Origin of the sequence: Ideonella sp. A 288 (assembly GCF_002198735.1) — a bacterium.
In the GTDB taxonomy this organism is placed as follows: Bacteria; Pseudomonadota; Gammaproteobacteria; order Burkholderiales; family Burkholderiaceae_C; genus Pseudaquabacterium.
Map to the genome: position 1 here is coordinate 1 of NZ_MWLO01000139.1, position 14,326 is coordinate 14,326.

16 protein-coding genes are annotated in these 14,326 nt (G+C 67.8%); 2 read left to right on the forward strand and 14 right to left on the reverse strand.

The window, feature by feature from the left end; genetic code table 11:
- From EOINJALH_RS21180 to EOINJALH_RS21190, 3 genes are all read right to left on the reverse strand, one after another.
- Nucleotides 1-206, reverse strand: a 206-nt coding sequence (locus tag EOINJALH_RS21180) for a TrbC/VirB2 family protein (protein ID WP_234413968.1), incomplete at its 3' end; no start/stop codon positions are given.
- 51 nt (nucleotides 207-257) lie between these two features.
- Nucleotides 258-752: a lytic transglycosylase domain-containing protein gene (locus EOINJALH_RS21185; protein WP_088283802.1), complete on the reverse strand. Its 495-nt coding sequence runs from the start codon at nucleotides 750-752 to the stop codon at nucleotides 258-260.
- 16 nt (nucleotides 753-768) lie between these two features.
- Nucleotides 769-1,221 carry a hypothetical protein gene (locus tag EOINJALH_RS21190; RefSeq protein ID WP_158219843.1) on the reverse strand — a complete coding sequence of 151 codons (453 nt, stop codon included), beginning with the start codon at nucleotides 1,219-1,221 and terminating at the stop codon, nucleotides 769-771.
- Between the two features lie 259 nt (nucleotides 1,222-1,480).
- On the opposite strand from EOINJALH_RS21190, the gene EOINJALH_RS21195 reads away from it, so the two are divergent.
- A complete protein-coding gene (locus EOINJALH_RS21195) occupies nucleotides 1,481-2,554 on the forward strand; it encodes a rhodanese-like domain-containing protein (RefSeq protein ID WP_234413969.1) in 1,074 nt (357 codons plus the stop codon).
- A 34-nt stretch (nucleotides 2,555-2,588) separates the two neighbouring features.
- Here EOINJALH_RS21195 and EOINJALH_RS21200 read toward each other — a convergent pair whose 3' ends face one another.
- Both EOINJALH_RS21200 and EOINJALH_RS21205 read right to left on the reverse strand, forming a co-directional pair.
- Entirely contained in the window at nucleotides 2,589-3,368 is a 780-nt protein-coding gene (locus tag EOINJALH_RS21200; RefSeq protein WP_158219845.1) for an autoinducer binding domain-containing protein, read from the reverse strand.
- Complete coding sequence (locus EOINJALH_RS21205) at nucleotides 3,355-3,780, reverse strand: hypothetical protein (protein ID WP_144290118.1); 426 nt, start codon at nucleotides 3,778-3,780, stop codon at nucleotides 3,355-3,357. The genes EOINJALH_RS21200 and EOINJALH_RS21205 overlap by 14 nt, the downstream gene beginning before the upstream one ends.
- Nucleotides 3,781-4,695: 915 nt before the next feature.
- On the opposite strand from EOINJALH_RS21205, the gene EOINJALH_RS21210 reads away from it, so the two are divergent.
- The gene (locus EOINJALH_RS21210) at nucleotides 4,696-5,013 is read left to right on the forward strand and encodes a hypothetical protein (protein ID WP_234413970.1); all 318 of its coding nucleotides are present in this window, start codon (nucleotides 4,696-4,698) and stop codon (nucleotides 5,011-5,013) included.
- Nucleotides 5,014-5,056: 43 nt separating this feature from the next.
- On the opposite strand, the gene EOINJALH_RS21215 is transcribed toward EOINJALH_RS21210, so the two are convergent.
- The 9 genes from EOINJALH_RS21215 to EOINJALH_RS21255 form a co-directional block, all read right to left on the reverse strand.
- Nucleotides 5,057-5,287, reverse strand: a complete 231-nt coding sequence (locus tag EOINJALH_RS21215) for an AlpA family transcriptional regulator (protein ID WP_088283814.1) — start codon at nucleotides 5,285-5,287, stop codon at nucleotides 5,057-5,059.
- A gap of 545 nt (nucleotides 5,288-5,832) precedes the next feature.
- The gene (locus tag EOINJALH_RS31360) at nucleotides 5,833-6,396 is read right to left on the reverse strand and encodes a hypothetical protein (RefSeq protein ID WP_144290119.1); all 564 of its coding nucleotides are present in this window, start codon (nucleotides 6,394-6,396) and stop codon (nucleotides 5,833-5,835) included.
- Between the two features lie 13 nt (nucleotides 6,397-6,409).
- The gene (locus tag EOINJALH_RS21225) at nucleotides 6,410-6,799 is read right to left on the reverse strand and encodes a hypothetical protein (protein ID WP_088283820.1); all 390 of its coding nucleotides are present in this window, start codon (nucleotides 6,797-6,799) and stop codon (nucleotides 6,410-6,412) included.
- A gap of 41 nt (nucleotides 6,800-6,840) precedes the next feature.
- Nucleotides 6,841-9,960, reverse strand: coding sequence for an efflux RND transporter permease subunit (locus EOINJALH_RS21230; RefSeq protein ID WP_088283823.1), 3,120 nt, complete (start codon nucleotides 9,958-9,960; stop codon nucleotides 6,841-6,843).
- A gap of 1 nt (nucleotide 9,961) precedes the next feature.
- Entirely contained in the window at nucleotides 9,962-11,080 is a 1,119-nt protein-coding gene (locus EOINJALH_RS21235) for an efflux RND transporter periplasmic adaptor subunit (RefSeq protein WP_199873449.1), read from the reverse strand.
- Nucleotides 11,077-11,649, reverse strand: a complete 573-nt coding sequence (locus EOINJALH_RS21240) for a hypothetical protein (protein ID WP_088283825.1) — start codon at nucleotides 11,647-11,649, stop codon at nucleotides 11,077-11,079. The genes EOINJALH_RS21235 and EOINJALH_RS21240 overlap by 4 nt, the downstream gene beginning before the upstream one ends.
- A gap of 59 nt (nucleotides 11,650-11,708) precedes the next feature.
- Entirely contained in the window at nucleotides 11,709-13,019 is a 1,311-nt protein-coding gene (locus EOINJALH_RS21245; protein WP_088283827.1) for a TolC family protein, read from the reverse strand.
- 164 nt (nucleotides 13,020-13,183) lie between these two features.
- A complete protein-coding gene (locus EOINJALH_RS21250; RefSeq protein WP_088283830.1) occupies nucleotides 13,184-13,546 on the reverse strand; it encodes a DUF2946 family protein in 363 nt (120 codons plus the stop codon).
- A gap of 63 nt (nucleotides 13,547-13,609) precedes the next feature.
- Complete coding sequence (locus EOINJALH_RS21255) at nucleotides 13,610-14,320, reverse strand: transglutaminase family protein (RefSeq protein ID WP_088283832.1); 711 nt, start codon at nucleotides 14,318-14,320, stop codon at nucleotides 13,610-13,612.
- Between the last annotated feature and the right edge of the window lie 6 nt (nucleotides 14,321-14,326).

Below are 14,326 nucleotides of genomic sequence, written 5' to 3' on the forward strand. Positions count from 1 at the left end.
TTGAAGCCGGCCCAGATGATGGCGATCGTGACCACGGCGATCGAGATCGTCACGAGGATCTCGTTGACGTTGGTGACCGTGGTGTTGATCTTGTCGAAGCCCTGGGCGAGGGCGAGTTGCGGCAGAAGCAATTTGGCGGTCAGGGCCAGTGCGGTGCGGGCCAGACGGGCATGGTGCGGAACGGCGGGGCGGATGACGGTGTGCATGATGATGACCTCGAAGGGGAGTGAACCGAAGGGCAGGGGAGCGATGCCGGCTCACGGTGGTACCCCGCTGGCGCGGCGGCCTACTGCGGCGGCCCGCATGACCCTCTGTGCCACACGCTGCACGTAGCCGTGGCGGAACCCGGTGACGAAGTTGCCGCTGTAGTAGCAGGACAGAGACTGGCGCAAGGCTGTCTGCGGCCCCGACCCCTGCGAGGCCCGCTCGAAGCACTCGTCGAGCAGGGCCTGCATGGCGCGCAGGTTCGCGCAGGGGTCGAGGGCTGTGGCTGGCGTGAGTCCGAGCCGGTCGAAGTTGCGCCGGTTGATCTGCGCGAGGCCGAGGCTGAAGTTCCAGCCGGCCGCCTGCAGGCGGTCCGCGGTCGCCAATGCTTCGGCGCGGGTGCGCGGCTGCCGATCCAGCACGCCGCCGACGACGCCGATGGCATTCGGGTTGAAGCCGCTCTCGACCGCGACGAGCGCGTGGGTGGTGCTCGCGTGCACGGCGGGCGCACAGGCCAGCGCCAGAGCGGAGAAGGTGGTCGGGTCCATGGCTGCCTCGCCTGTCTCAGGGCTGCGCCAGTGCCGGCTGCTGCACCACCTGGTCGACCAGGGCCGGGTCGAGGCCGGCATCCCAGGCGCCGAGCCGGGCGCGGGCCGCCCGCGAAAACACGGTGACGGTCTCGCCACTGGTGTTCCACCAGGTGTGCGACCACAGCGCGCCGTCGATGTCGACCGTGACCAGGCCGTCGTACAGGCAGGTGTAGACCCAGCCGCCCTGGGTCTCGTGGACGCGGGTGTACTGCGGCGGACAGGCCTCCGGGGCGCTGGTCCAGAAGTGGCTGGCGGCATTGCCCGCGCCAGCCATCGCGCAGCGCGGGAAGGCACGGCCGCGGGCCAGGTCCCGCAGCACCTGGCGGATCGGCGGCACGCACTGCGGAATGGCTCGCCAGTTCGGCGCGGCGAAGCACAGCAGGACGAGGCAACCGTCGACGGCCAGCGCGGGACGCGGGGCGACCATGCCGCCCAGCAGCACGGCGGCCGTCGCCAGTACCGCTCCAGGCCGTCCCAGGTACCGGTTCGCACAATTCCGCATGCCAGCGGGGCGGGCAAGGCTTAGAGTGGCAAGGTGGTTCATCTGGAGCGCTCTCGGCTGGGGTTTCCGGGGGAGAAGTCCTTGGATGCCCTGGGTGGGGCGTGAGAACACTCTAGGGTCGGATTCGCTCACCTCGCGTGCGAGATTCAGGCCGTTTTCTTGCAACCTCGGCAGGTCCTTATCGATGGCCGTGTCACCTCGTCCGCACACCCTGACCCTGCCCGTGCACCCGCACCAGCTGGAGGTGCAGGAGTTCGACGCGTACGACCTGATCGTCGATCTGCGGCCGGAGTCGGACTTCGCGGTCGATCACCTTCCCGGTGCCGTGTCCGTGCCGTGGACGGTCGCGCCGACCCACCACGGCGGCGACCCGAGGCGATTGCCTCAGCGGGTCCCGGCCGAGTTTGTCGCCGCAGACAGCGCGATGGTCTCCGTGTCGTACCTGCTTGAGACGCGGCTGTCGGCGATCGAACCCGGCGCGGCCGTGCTGCTGTACTGTGACAGCAGCGGCCAGCACAGCGCCGAGGCTGCCGAGCGGCTGCGGCGGCAGGGCTTCATCGTGGACCGGATCCCCGGTGGCTGGGCCGGCTACCAGCGCTGGGTCGCGGCCGGACTGGAGATCCTGGCGCGCGCGCTGAGCTTCCGCTGGATCCGGTCGGCGCCTGGCGGGGCCGCGCAGGCCCTGGTGAGCGCACTGGCCGACCGGGGCCACCAGGTGCTGCCGATGGCGACGATCTGTGGGCAGCGCTGGATCCCCGGGTTGTCGATGCCGGGCGAGCCGCAGCCATCGTTCGGGTGGCTGCAGTCGCAGCTGGTCGATGCCCTGCGACGGCACGACCCTGGCGAAATCGTGTGGGTCGACGAGGTGGTGCCGACGGTGGACGCGACCGAGGGGCCGATCGTGCTGGTGGAGGCCTTGCAGCGTGCTCCGGCGATCCGTATCGAAGTCCCGCGGCCGGCGCGCGAAGCCCTGCTGCTCGGCCACCTGCAGGCCAGTGGCCTGGCGCCGTCGCGCCTCGTCGGGCCGGTTGATCGCCTAGCGGGGCATGCGGCCTTGTCGCCGGGTCGGATCGATGTCGACGTGACGGCACAGGCGTTGTCGGACGCCGCCGCGGTGGCCAGGATCCTCGACGGGTGTGACCTGATCGGCGCTGCCCTTGCGACACCCGCCACGCCGACGCAGGAGACGACGCTGCGCCTCGATGGGTTCGGCGCCGCGGATCTCGACGCTGCCGTCGCCGCGCTGACAAGCCGTTGAGCCGGGATCCGGCGGGTCGGCAGGATCGGTCAGGTCAGATCAGCCCGTAGATCTCGGCCAGCCGCATGGCCGCGTGCCGGTTGGGCGCGCCGAGCTTGAGGCGCAGGCGATGGAAGCGGCAATCGATGGTCTTGGCTTCGGTGTCCATTGCGGCCGCGATGACCTTGCTGCAATGTCCCTTCTGCTCATGCCGCAGCAGGGCGAGTTCGCCGGCGGTGATGCGGGCCTGGGCCATGAGCTCGGCCCGCATCCGCCGCAGCATCCAGTCGCCGATTTCCATCGCGAGCGCTCGGGCCAGGCAGCGTCGCAGGGGGTAGTCGGCGTCGTCGAAGTAGTCGTCCCGGCCTGAGCCGAGGCACAGCAGGCCGACACGGGACTGGGCCAGTGCCGACGGCGCCGGAACTATCAGGGTCGAGACGAAGCCGTAGCTCCTGGCGGCATCCACCATCCAACGCTCATGCTCGTCCAGCAGGGTCAACTGCCCGGCCTGGACGGGTTCGGTGTTCCGCCTTGCGTAGCGCAGCCATGGATCGTGCAGGCAGCCGTCGCGCTGGGCGTACAACTGGGCCCACACCGGGCTGCAGGCGAGCAGGTGGCGGTAGGAGTCGAAGGTGTCGTACTCGCGCACGAAGCTGGTGAAAGTGGCTGCGTCGGCGCCCAGCGCTTGCGCGGCGTCCTTGAGCAGCAGCACGGCCTGGCCGATTTCGTCGGTCGCTTCCAGGCGACGGATCGCCTCGACGAGACCTGGCACGTCGGCGGGCCGGGCGCCGAGGGCCGGAAGGGCTGGGGGGTCTGCCAGTTCAGCCGAGTGCATCGAAATGCTCCTGGCCAACCCGGCGCAGGCGCTGGAAGAGCAGGGGGTCATCGAAGCGCAATGGCTCGGCGTCGCACCAGGCGGTGAACTCGTCGAGGGCCGTGAAGACCAGGGACTGCACCTGGCGCACGCCACGGGGCCGACGTTGCACCCGCTCGACGTACAGCCCGCCGGCCACGGCCCGGACGGCGAAGCTCAGCGCCGCGTCGGCGGTCGACAGCCGCAGCTCGCCGTCCGGTGTCCCTGGCAGTCGTGTCGCGCATTGCGATCGAGTGACCTGGGTGGCACCGGCGTGACCGCCCAAGCGTCGCGCAACGTCGCTGGCGTGCCCGCGACCCGACCAGCCCGTCAAGGGGGTCCTCGTGCCCTCCGCCGGGGCTGTGCCAGCGGACCTGATGCGTGTGGCGATCATGGGTCTCTCCAGCAGGCTCTGCCAGGCCGCGTCAGCCGACTCGCCCCGTCTCGGGCGAGGGCATGTCGCGGTACTCGAACCAGAGCCGTCGATGTCGAGCATTGACGCGGAATCGATCCCGAGTTGTCCATGGGGACATGTGACGACTTGTGAGCGGCGCCGGGTTGGCAGGGGAGTCGGCGTGCCTGCCGTGCGCAGGCACGTTCGTGGCGGGCGCACTCCGGTGGGCGACCTGCGCGCGCCCGCATGCCTCGGCCACCGACATGGCGCTGCCCTGCACTCGCCGATCGCCTGGGGTGCGGACCCTGGCGCCGCTGGCGTGGCCGCAAGGGCCTTTCGCGGCATAAACGGCCTGCGCCCCGCGCACGCGGGTCCCCTCCATTTATTCCACGGTGCCCTGGCGGCCGCGCTGGCCAGCGGCGCCCGACGGGCCGCACGGCGACCGACGAATGCGGGGCAGTGATGCGATCGGTGGTCGGGGCGGCGTCGAGGGACCGGGTCCCCGACGGCTCCCTCGGAAATTGGGGCAGGGGGCTGGGGAACTGGTGTAGTGAGTTTGACCGGGCGATGCGCGAACTCGCGATGCGCGCGCCTGTGCGTTTACTGAAAGTTGCCATGCGGGTCGAAACCGGGTGCCCGCGCGGCCAGACTGGCACGTTGTGACGGTGGGTGGGGTTCGCCATGGCACCTGCCAGTTGCTCGAGGAGTTCGTCGTGAAGCGTACGAGACGAAATCGGTTCATCAAGGGCGCGGGACGTGTGAAGTCGCCGTGCCGTTGCAGTCGCCCCGGGGGCGGCGGTCTGGGCGGGCTGGGGGGTCGTGTCGCCGTGGCGATGCGCCGCCGTGCAACCGGCGTTTCGGCAGGGTGCTTCGAGCCGGTGACGGGTGCGCTGCCATTGGCTTGTCGAGGGGTGAATGATGTGGGTGCTGTTCGCGCGTGCACCGCTGCCTGATGCCAGGCCGTGGCCGGGACGCCGTTGGCTGGCGGCGTTGGATGCCTTGGCCTGGCCGGCCGCCTGGCTGGCCATCGTGGCGTGGCAGTCCGCGCACGTCGGCGCGGTGGGCCAACTGATGGCTGCCGTGGCCATCGTCGCGGGTGTGGGGCGCTTGCACCGGGCGCTGGCGACCAACCACCGTTATCACTTCACGTCCTGGACGTGGGGCAAGCGGTTGGGCTGGCTGCTGCTGCTTGGCTACGCGCTCAAGCTGTGCACCATCTGGTTCGCCCGTTGACCGGCGGCTCTGACCAGCGACGATGAGTCCGCCGTCGCTCCCGTCAGTGGGCGACCGTCTGTCGGGAATCGCTCCAGCGATCGAGGTCGGCGCGGCGCCAGGCGATGGCGCGGCTCGCGAGTCGCACCGGACGCGGAAAGGTGTTCGCCGCGACCATGCGGTAGATCGTCGAACGACCGAGCCCGGTCAGCTTGATGACGTTGGGCAGGCGCAGGAAGACGGTTGGGGACTCGGCGGCCTGCGGGCCGAGCGGCGCAGTCAGAGAGCGGTCCATCGGAACCTCCGCAGCCAGTCGATGAAGATCAGTCTAGGGTCGATGTGGGACGGTGGCCGCGCAGGATTCCGGCGGATATCTTGCGAGGTTCAATGGTGACCCGCCACGAACGGTTCGCCGCTGCAGTGAAAACACCAGCAGGTCCTGGAGCCGCCCACCGCGCCCTTCGGCGAGTGCGGAATCCCGCCGGGGCCGATCGGCCGACGCGCCAGGCGAAGACTGCGGCATCCGACCCACTGCTGGGTCCTTCGCCGAACGTGCCACGGTGGCTGCATTGCAGCGTAAGGAGCCGGTCGCCGGCCGCTGGGCGCACGCCGGGTCAGCGCCATCAAACCGACATCCAGCTCGGCAGCCAGTGCCGCCATGAGTGTCAGCAATGCGTGGGACAGCTGACCACCGTACTGCTACCGCGCGACCGCGGAGCGCGAATGACCGGTCCTATTTGGGCTGACGGGCTCGAATCGACCCTCTGCAGGCATTGGATGCTGGCAAAACCTGCCTCTCGCCCTGTCCTCTACCGACAAACGCCCCCAGACTGAGTTTGTCTATCGAACCTGCCGCACATCGGCCACAAGCCTGGTGGCAAGTAGGCGGTCCCTGACCTCATCCAAACGGACAGCCTGCCACTTGAAGGTATTGCCCCAGGCCCAGCCCATGCCGTTGAGTTCGAGGACTCGGACATCCCCAGCCTTGCCCTCGACCTCGAAGTCAGCAGTGCGCCCATCCCACTTGGCCGACAGCTTGTGCTTGCCCGGGGCCAGTCGCATGCGCACCAGGGACTCCGGCACCGTCGGCGCATCAGCAGCGCCTTGGACGGTGACCGGAACCACGACCGATGCATCGCCCCAACTCCGTCGCAGCACAAACACAGTCAGGGCGTCGGCGGTACCCTCGAAACGCTTGGCTTCAGCGTCAACCTCGGCCGAAGGAACAGGGCCCGGAGTACAGGTTTGGGTTCTAAGGTAGCTCCTGCCGGACCCGTGGCAGTAGATGCCGTCCGGATTGGCCGAATGCAGCGGATGGGTCACGCAGCCGCCGAGTTGCACGAGTGCGACGGTGGCAAAGCCGACCGTCAAGGTCCTGCGTGCCAAAGAATGGATGTTGTTCATGATCGACCTCGTATCACTTCAGCACAAAGCGCACGGTGCCTGCCGGCTTGCCATCATTGAAGACCAGGGCCACCACCTTGGTGCCCGGGCCGACCTTGAAGCTGCCCGTGGCTTCGAGTTTGTCTCCGGCTGGCTTGAGCTCGACATCCTGCTTGTCAGCGCCTGTCAACAGTGTCAGCTTGGCGCCCGCCTTGGAGACACCGACGGGCTTGCCGTGGTCGCGCAGGTGGAGCTGGATCAGCGTGGACTTGGCGACCAGTTCGTAGTCCATGTCCTTGACTTCGACCACAACGCCACCGTGCAGCGGCGTGTGCTCGTGGGCATGGTCGTGCTTGTCGCCGGCAGCAAAGGCCGCCCCGGCAAAGGTCAGGGCGAGCGTAGCGAAAAGGGAACGCGTCTTCATGGGAATCCTTTCGGGATGGTGGGAGTGAACAGGGAAAAGGCTCAAAGCGCCTCGGCGTCCTTGTCGTCCATCAGCGCTGCGGCCGGCTTGCGCCCGAAGAGCCAGAACATCGCGGGCGTGAGAAAGGTGTCGAGCAGGGTCGAACTGATGAGGCCGGAGAAGATCACCACGGCCACCGGGTGCAGCACCTCGGTGCCGGGTTGCTCGGCCTCGAAGAGCAGCGGGGCCAGCGCAAAGGCCGTGACCAGCGCGGTCATCAGCACCGGGCTCAATCGTTCCAGCGAGCCGCGCAGGATCATCTTCTGGTCGAAGGCTTCGCCCTCGAAGCGCATCAGGTTGATGTAGTGGCTGACCTTCAGGATGCCGTTGCGCACCGAGATGCCGGCCAGCGTGATGAAGCCGACCAGGGCGGCCACCGACAAGGGTTGTCCCGACAGCCACAGGCCGATCACCGCGCCGACCAGGGCGAGCGGGATGTTCACCATGATCAGTGCCGACAGCGCAGCCGACTTGTAGCGGCTGTACAGCACCACGAACATCAAGGCCAGCGACACGATGGACAACAGGCCGACCAGGCGTGAGGCTTCCTCCTGCGCCTGGAACTGGCCGCCCAAGGTGATGAAGTAGCCCTCGGGCAGCTTGGTCTCGGCTACGACCTTGCGGATGTCGGCAACGATCTCCGACAGTGCGCGGCCCGACGCATTGGCCGACAGCACGATGCGCCGCTTGCCATCGTCGCGGCTGATCTGGTTCGGGCCGTCGCCGTCCTCGATCGTCGCGATCTTCGACAGCGGAATGCGGCCGTTGGGCGTCTCGATCAGGATCTGACCCAGGCCTTCGACCGATCGCGCCGATTCGGGCAGCCGCACAACCAGTGCGAAGCGCCGGCCACCCTCAACGATCTGAGTGACCTTCTCGCCCTCGACCAGCGCCTGCAATGCCGACAACACCTGAGGCGCCGGTACACCGTACTGTGCCGCCGCCGCATAGTCGATGCGCACCTTGATCTGCGGCGCGAGCACTTGCTTCTCGATCTGCAGGTCGGCGATGCCCGGGATGGTGGACAGCTTCGCGCGCAGCGCATCGGCCTGGCCGCGCAGTGCATCCAGATCCTCGCCGAAGATCTTGATCGCGATCTGCGAGCGCACGCCCGAGAGCATGTGGTCGATGCGGTGCGAGATCGGCTGGCCGATCTCCAGCGCGGCAGGCAGGTTCACCAGCCGCTTTCGGATGTCGCCCTTGATCTCGTCCATGCTGCGCGTCAGCTCGGCGGTAGGCTTCAAGCCCACGTCGAGTTCGCTGACGTGCACACCTTCGGCGTGTTCATCCAGTTCGGCGCGGCCACTGCGCCGCCCGACGTGCGTCACTTCAGGCACCTGCTTGACCAGCACCTCGGCCTGGCGCGCCAGTGCCGACGATTCGGTCAAGGTGACACCTGGGTTCAGGCGAAGGCCGATCAGCAGCGTTCCTTCGTTGAAAGGCGGCAGGAAGGTCGTCGGAAAGAATGGCACGGCCACCGCGGCCACCAGCACCGCCGCCCCGGCTGCAGCGATGGCAGCCTTGGGCCTGTCCAGCACGCCCTGCAGGCTGCTGCGGTAGCGCGCCTTCAGCCAGGCCAGGACCTTGGTGTCGCCGTGGTCCAGGTTCTTCATCCGCGGCAGCAGGTAGAAGCTCATCACGGGCGTCACCGTCACCGAGACGATCAGCGAGGCGAGCGTCGACACGATGAAGGCAATGCCCAGCGGCACGAACAGCTTGCCCTCCAGCCCCTGCAGCGCGAACAGTGGGATGAAGACGAGAACGATGATGACCGTCGCATAGAGGATGGCCGATCGCACTTCCATCGTGGCACGGGCGACAACCTCGATGGGATGCAAGCGCTGGCCGGGGTGGTTCGCCCGATCCGCCTTCAACCGCCGCAGCACGTTCTCGACGCCAACCACCGCGTCGTCGACCAGACCGCCGATGGCGATTGCCAGGCCGCCAAGCGTCATGGTGTTGATCGACAGGCCGAAATACTTGAAGACCAGTGCGGTGATGAAGATCGACACCGGAATGGCGGTCAGCGCGATGATGGTCGGCCGCAGCGTCCCCAGGAAGAAGAACAGGATCACCGCGACGAAAATCGATGCGCCGATCAGCTTGCCCTGCAGCGTCGTGATCGAGGCCTCGATGAAGCTGGCCTGGCGGAAGGTCACACGCGGCGCCTCCATGCCTGCAGGCAGTGACGCCTTCAGTCCCACCAGCGCGTCCTCGATGGACTTGGTCAGCGCAATGGTGTCGGCGGTCGGCTGCTTCTGGATGCCCAGGATCACGGCTGGCTTGCCCTCAAAACCCGCATCGCCGCGTTTGAGCGCAGCGGCAAACGTGACGTCGGCGATCTGCCGAAGCAGGATGGGCTGGCCGTTCTTTGCAGCGAGCGCGAGGTTCTTCAGGTCATCGAGCCGCGAGGTGCGTCCGAGATTGCGGATCAGGTACTCGCGGCCGTTCAGCTCCAGGAAGCCACCGGAGGTGTTGCTGGAGTAGCCCTTCAATGCGCCTTCGAGCTGATCATGCGTGATGCCCAGTTCCGCCATGCGTGCGGTGTTGGGCTGTACCTGGAACTGCCGCACCTCGCCGCCAATCGGGATGACCTGCGCGACGCCGGATACCGACAGCAGGCGCGGGCGCAGCACCCAGTCGGCGTACTCGCGCACGGCCATCGGGCTGATCTTGCTCGGATCAACCGGAATGGCGATCTGCATGATCTCGCCCATGATCGAGCTGATCGGGCCCATGCGCGGCACCACGCCTTCGGCGATGCCTTCCTCCATCGAGGACAGCCGCTCCGACACCAGCTGCCGGGCGCGGAAGATATCGGTGCTCCAGTCGAAGGTGACGTAGAGGAAGGACAGACCAGCCGACGAGGTCGAGCGCACGCTCTCCACCCCGGGCAGCCCGTTCATGGTCGTCTCCAGCGGGAAGGTGATGAGCTGCTCCACCTCCTCGGCGGCCATGCCGCCGGCCTCGGTCATGATGGTGACGGTGGGCTTGTTGAGGTCGGGGAACACGTCCACCGGCGTCCGCGACAGCGTGAACGCGCCGTAGGCCATCAGAACGACGCTGGCGATGATGACCAGCAGCCGGTTCGTCAGGCTGTTGTCGAGTAGCCACTTGAACATGTCAGCGCACCTGGTTGATCAAGGCGGCGCCACCTGTGGCCACGCGGTCACCGGGCTTCAATCCGGCGGTCACCGCCACGCTAAGTCCATCCAGGGCCTCCGTCGTGACGGCGCGAGGCTCGAAGCGCTCCGGTGCGGTCTTGACCCACACGACGGTCTGGTTCGCCGGGTTCTTCATCAGCGAGGCGACCGGGACAGCGACTCCCTTGACCTTCTGCTTGGTCTGCACGAAGACGCGCACCGGCTGACCGACGGCCAGGCTGTTCAGTGCTGCGCCCTGGGCGCGAAAGCCCAGCGGCAGGGCCTGCTCGCGCAGGCTGCGCGCAGCGCCGATGAACTCCAGCGGCACACGCTGATCACCGACTGCCAGGGCGGCGCTGCCGACATTGGCCGCCAGCGCCGGGTCGAAGGCCAGCGCCTCGATGCGCAGGCGACTCGGGTCGATGATCTCGAACAGCAGTTCGCGGGCATCGACCACCTGGCCGGCGACCACATGGGCCGACGCGATCACGCCTGACACGGGGGCCACCAGCGCTTCCCTCGTCGACAGGCCACCGCCAACGGCCGAGATGCGCTCGGCCAGGCTGGACGCCTCACTTTCGGCGGCCTCGATGTCCTTGCGCGGCACGGTGTCGGCCAGTTCCTTCAGCCGTGCGACGCGCTTGTCGGCGAGCGACTTGGCCGCACGCAGTTCGGCCAGTTGCGCTGATTGATTCGATCTCTCGATGGGCGCTGTCGAGGTCACCACGTAGGCCAGCACCTCGCCCTTGCGCACCACCTGTCCCGGGTTGGGCAGACCGCGCGGACCGGGCTCGATGCGGCCGGCGTTCAGCGGCTGGACCTTGCCGCCCGCGTTCGGGTCCATCAGCACCTTGCCGTTCAGCACGACCGAGCGCGGCAGTTCGGCTTCCTCGCTCACCATCGTGCGCACGCCGAGCTGGCGCTGCGCCGGCTTGGGCAGAAACACACTGCCGTCGGGCTGGCGCTGCGGACCGTTCGCGCTGGGCGCGGCAGGTGCGTCGCCATGGTCGTGACCGTCGCCGGCATGCACGGTCAGCGGGCTGGCCAGGACCAGCACCAAACCGACCCATGCGAGGCGGCGCATCGGAGCGCGCGTCATGCTGCACCTCCAGCACGCACCTGGCGGGTCGACATCAGACGGCGGCCGCCGAACACCAGGACAGCCAAGGCGACCAAGCCACCTGCTGCCCATCCGGCAAGCTCCTTCCATGAACGTGCGTGGACGGGCTCCTGCGTGTGGGCTTCTTCGTGCAGGTCAAGTTCGCCGGCCAGGAGGTCGACCTCAGTGCCGGCGGTCACGGTGGCCGTTATCGGCAGCACTCCGGGCTTCGGTGCTTCCTTGAGCGTCACCTGGTAGGTGTCTTCGCCTTGCTGTCCTTTTGAGGCTTCTGCCTTGAACTTGGCGCCCGCCATGTCGAGTTCGATTTGCGCACCGCGCACGGGTGCGTTGTCGGCAAAGCGGTCCAGGTACAAGGTCAGCTGCTTGCCGTCGAGCACGCCGACCAGTTCGAAGGTTTCAGAAACGGCTGCAAAGCGGGGCAGCGCCGTGCCGGTAGCGGCGGGTGCAGCGTCACCGTGGTCGTGACCGTCGCCGGCTATTGCCCGCATGCCGGTACCGAGCAGGACGGCCGCAAGACTGAGCGCGGCCAAAGAATGGGTGGACTTCATGGGGTGGGATTCCTGAATGGGTTCGCTGAGCGTGTTCGATTCGTTCGCGACGCAAGGGCTCATTGCGGCAGCAGGCCCAGGGCCTGGCGCCAGGCGGAGATCGCTGCGGCGAGTTCGATGCGGGCGCGTGCGGCCTGGCGCTCGGCGACAGCGGCCTCGGACTCGATGCGCAAGCGGGTGGGCAGGTCGGTCTCGCCGAGCCGGAACGACTTGTCGAAGAAGCCGCGCGACTCCAGCGCCAACTGCGCACGTCGATCGGCGGCCGCGAGCTGCGCGCGCGCGGCATCGGTGCGTGCTCGGGCGGCCTCGCGTTCACCCGCAAGGCGGGCGCGTTCGAGCGCCAGCTGCGCCTGCAATTCGACCGCCTCGGCGCGAGCAGAGGCCACGCGTGCGTCGTGTCGGGGTCCAGCGCCGAAGGGGATGCGTACACCGACCATGAAGGTCTGCTGATAGGACTCCCCGTAGGCGCCTCGATCGCGGGTCGCTGCAATTGTCAGCTCAGGGCTGGCGCGTGATTGCGTAGCGGCGAGGGCAACCGATCCCTCGGCAACAGCAGCGCGGTCCTTCAGCGCAAGCAGTTCGGCGTGGGTGTCCATGTCGGCCGCGGGAGTTGCCGGGATGGGCGGCTCCGGTTCAGCCTGGATTGCGGTATTGCTGGCCAGGCCGACTGCCGGCATGGCTGTCAGTGAGCGCAGGTGCTGCTGTGCGGCCGTGAGCGAGCCTTCAGCCTGCGCAACGGCGCCTTCGGCCGCAGCCACCGCACCATCGGCCTGGTGCTGGTCGGCTCGGGCCAGGTCGCCAGCTTTCAGGCGCTTGCCTACATCGGCCGCGATGCGGCGCACGTTGTCGAGTTGGCCGCGCGTGGCATCCAGCTCCGTACCTGCCCGCTGCCAAGACCACCAGGCCTCGCGCACGGTGGCCGCTAGGCGCAGCTGGGCCGCAGTGGTCCGGCTCTCGACGGCACGGCCTTCGGCATCAGCCAGTGCCTGGCTGCGACCACGTTCCCCCGGCAGCCACAACGGGATGGCGACGCCGACCTCGTATTCGCGGGTGCCGAGATTGCGGTTCAGGCGGTCCGTCTTCGTGGACAGCTCCATGGCCACCGGCTCTGGCGTCAACGATTGAGCGGCCTGCACTTGAGCGCGTGCCGCATCCCGCCGGGCTGCCAATGCCTGCGCTTCGGGCTGACGCGCCCACGCTGCTTCGAACGCCTCGCGCAGCGTTGGCCGGTCCTGCACCGTGGGCGCCGCCGCGGTCTGCGCGTGCGCCTCGACAAGACCACCCGTCAGTGCGACGGCAAGTGCCAGGTTCAGGGTGGCGCGGGCGGTGTATTGCCATTGCCCGTCAGCCTGAAAATTTCTTCTGTGCATCCGATGCTCCAGTGTTGAAAACAACCCACGGGAGATCGGCAAGGAACGACGCTGAGCGGTTCAGGGTCGGATCGGGCCCGGAGCGACGCCGCCGACGAAAGTGTCAAGCAGCGCGCACTCAGGCGCGAACGGGCTTCAGATAGAGAACGGGCCCGCCTCGCCGATCAGGCGAGGGGCAGCCACTGAGGGCGTTCGGGCGGGCTTTGCGCGAGCGTGCGCACAGTACCTGCGACCGGAGTGGCCGGATGCGAGGTCAGGGCGAGCGGCGTCGTTACATCCATCGGTGCAGACATGCTGGCACAAGTGCCGTGGCAGTGGCCGCAATCGAAGTCGAACCCAGCCGGCGCGCTCTGGTCTGCAGGCGCATGGCCTTTGTCGGCAGCGGCCTGGACGGTGTGCAGGTGCTCGTGATGACCCAGATGCTGGGCATGCTCGCCGGTTTCATGCCCACAATACGCCGCCACAGCCGCCCAGCTGAACTGGAGCGGCAACAGGGTGAGCATGAGGATCGCGAGCCAACGGCGCATGACAGCAGTCTAGCAGTCACAGAGTTTCGGGAGGGTTCCTGGGGCTGATCGCCGGGACCGGCGTCACCACTTTTCGGCACGGATGCGTTGGACCTGAGCGTTCATGCGGTGCCGGATCACATGCGAGTACAGCCAGCGCTTGACCCCGGCCAGGTTCGAGCCGTGGCGCGCATAGAACTCGTCCGGACTGTCGAAGACGCCGAAGTCATCGGCGATGCCGTCCTTCTGGATGTAGGTGGCCTGGCCTCGCCACTCGACCCCGGGCGCGGACAGGTCGGGCGTGGCGGCACCGTAACCGCAGAGGCGCTGCCGGTCCGGAAAGCGCCTCTGCAGGCTGGACAGGTAGCTTGCATCGAGGATGAAGCCTTCCAGGTTCACCCACCGGCCCTCGTAGGCGACCTCCACCCAGCTGTGGATGATGCGCCGGGGGGCCAGCGCGTAGGCCAGGCCGGTGATCGCACCCTTCTGCAGCAGCTTGTCGATGGTGAAGCCGTGGAAGCGGCAGGGGATGCTCGCCGCGCGCAGCAAGGCCATCAGCAGCGTGCTCTTGGTGTTGCACTGGCCGATGCCATCGGCCAGCACTGCAGAGGCCCGCAACTCGTCACCTTCGTTGTAGCCGAAGGCGATCTCGTTTCGGACGAAGTCGTAGACGGCACCGATGCGTTCATGGGTCGGCAGCTCCCGCCAGCCGCGCTTCTGGATGAGCGCCTCGATGGCCGGGTGGGTGAAGTCGAGCAGTCGGGTGGTCTGCAGCAGGCGCGGTAGGGCATCCATGGTCGT

What these genes read in the sequence shown, in the direction of transcription:
- EOINJALH_RS21215 (WP_088283814.1), bottom strand. Translation starts at nt 5,287, where the DNA reads ATGGACCGCTCTCTGACTGCGCCGCTCGGCCCGCAGGCCGCCGAGTCC.
- EOINJALH_RS21185 (WP_088283802.1), bottom strand. Translation starts at nt 752, where the DNA reads ATGGACCCGACCACCTTCTCCGCTCTGGCGCTGGCCTGTGCGCCCGCC.
- EOINJALH_RS21240 (WP_088283825.1), bottom strand. Translation starts at nt 11,649, where the DNA reads ATGAAGTCCACCCATTCTTTGGCCGCGCTCAGTCTTGCGGCCGTCCTG.
- EOINJALH_RS21205 (WP_144290118.1), bottom strand. Translation starts at nt 3,780, where the DNA reads ATGATCGCCACACGCATCAGGTCCGCTGGCACAGCCCCGGCGGAGGGC.
- EOINJALH_RS21190 (WP_158219843.1), bottom strand. Translation starts at nt 1,221, where the DNA reads ATGGTCGCCCCGCGTCCCGCGCTGGCCGTCGACGGTTGCCTCGTCCTG.
- EOINJALH_RS21235 (WP_199873449.1), bottom strand. Translation starts at nt 11,080, where the DNA reads ATGACGCGCGCTCCGATGCGCCGCCTCGCATGGGTCGGTTTGGTGCTG.
- EOINJALH_RS21225 (WP_088283820.1), bottom strand. Translation starts at nt 6,799, where the DNA reads ATGAAGACGCGTTCCCTTTTCGCTACGCTCGCCCTGACCTTTGCCGGG.
- EOINJALH_RS21195 (WP_234413969.1), top strand. Translation starts at nt 1,481, where the DNA reads ATGGCCGTGTCACCTCGTCCGCACACCCTGACCCTGCCCGTGCACCCG.
- EOINJALH_RS21230 (WP_088283823.1), bottom strand. Translation starts at nt 9,960, where the DNA reads ATGTTCAAGTGGCTACTCGACAACAGCCTGACGAACCGGCTGCTGGTC.
- EOINJALH_RS21210 (WP_234413970.1), top strand. Translation starts at nt 4,696, where the DNA reads ATGATGTGGGTGCTGTTCGCGCGTGCACCGCTGCCTGATGCCAGGCCG.
- EOINJALH_RS21245 (WP_088283827.1), bottom strand. Translation starts at nt 13,019, where the DNA reads ATGCACAGAAGAAATTTTCAGGCTGACGGGCAATGGCAATACACCGCC.
- EOINJALH_RS21250 (WP_088283830.1), bottom strand. Translation starts at nt 13,546, where the DNA reads ATGCGCCGTTGGCTCGCGATCCTCATGCTCACCCTGTTGCCGCTCCAG.
- EOINJALH_RS21255 (WP_088283832.1), bottom strand. Translation starts at nt 14,320, where the DNA reads ATGGATGCCCTACCGCGCCTGCTGCAGACCACCCGACTGCTCGACTTC.
- EOINJALH_RS31360 (WP_144290119.1), bottom strand. Translation starts at nt 6,396, where the DNA reads ATGAACAACATCCATTCTTTGGCACGCAGGACCTTGACGGTCGGCTTT.
- EOINJALH_RS21200 (WP_158219845.1), bottom strand. Translation starts at nt 3,368, where the DNA reads ATGCACTCGGCTGAACTGGCAGACCCCCCAGCCCTTCCGGCCCTCGGC.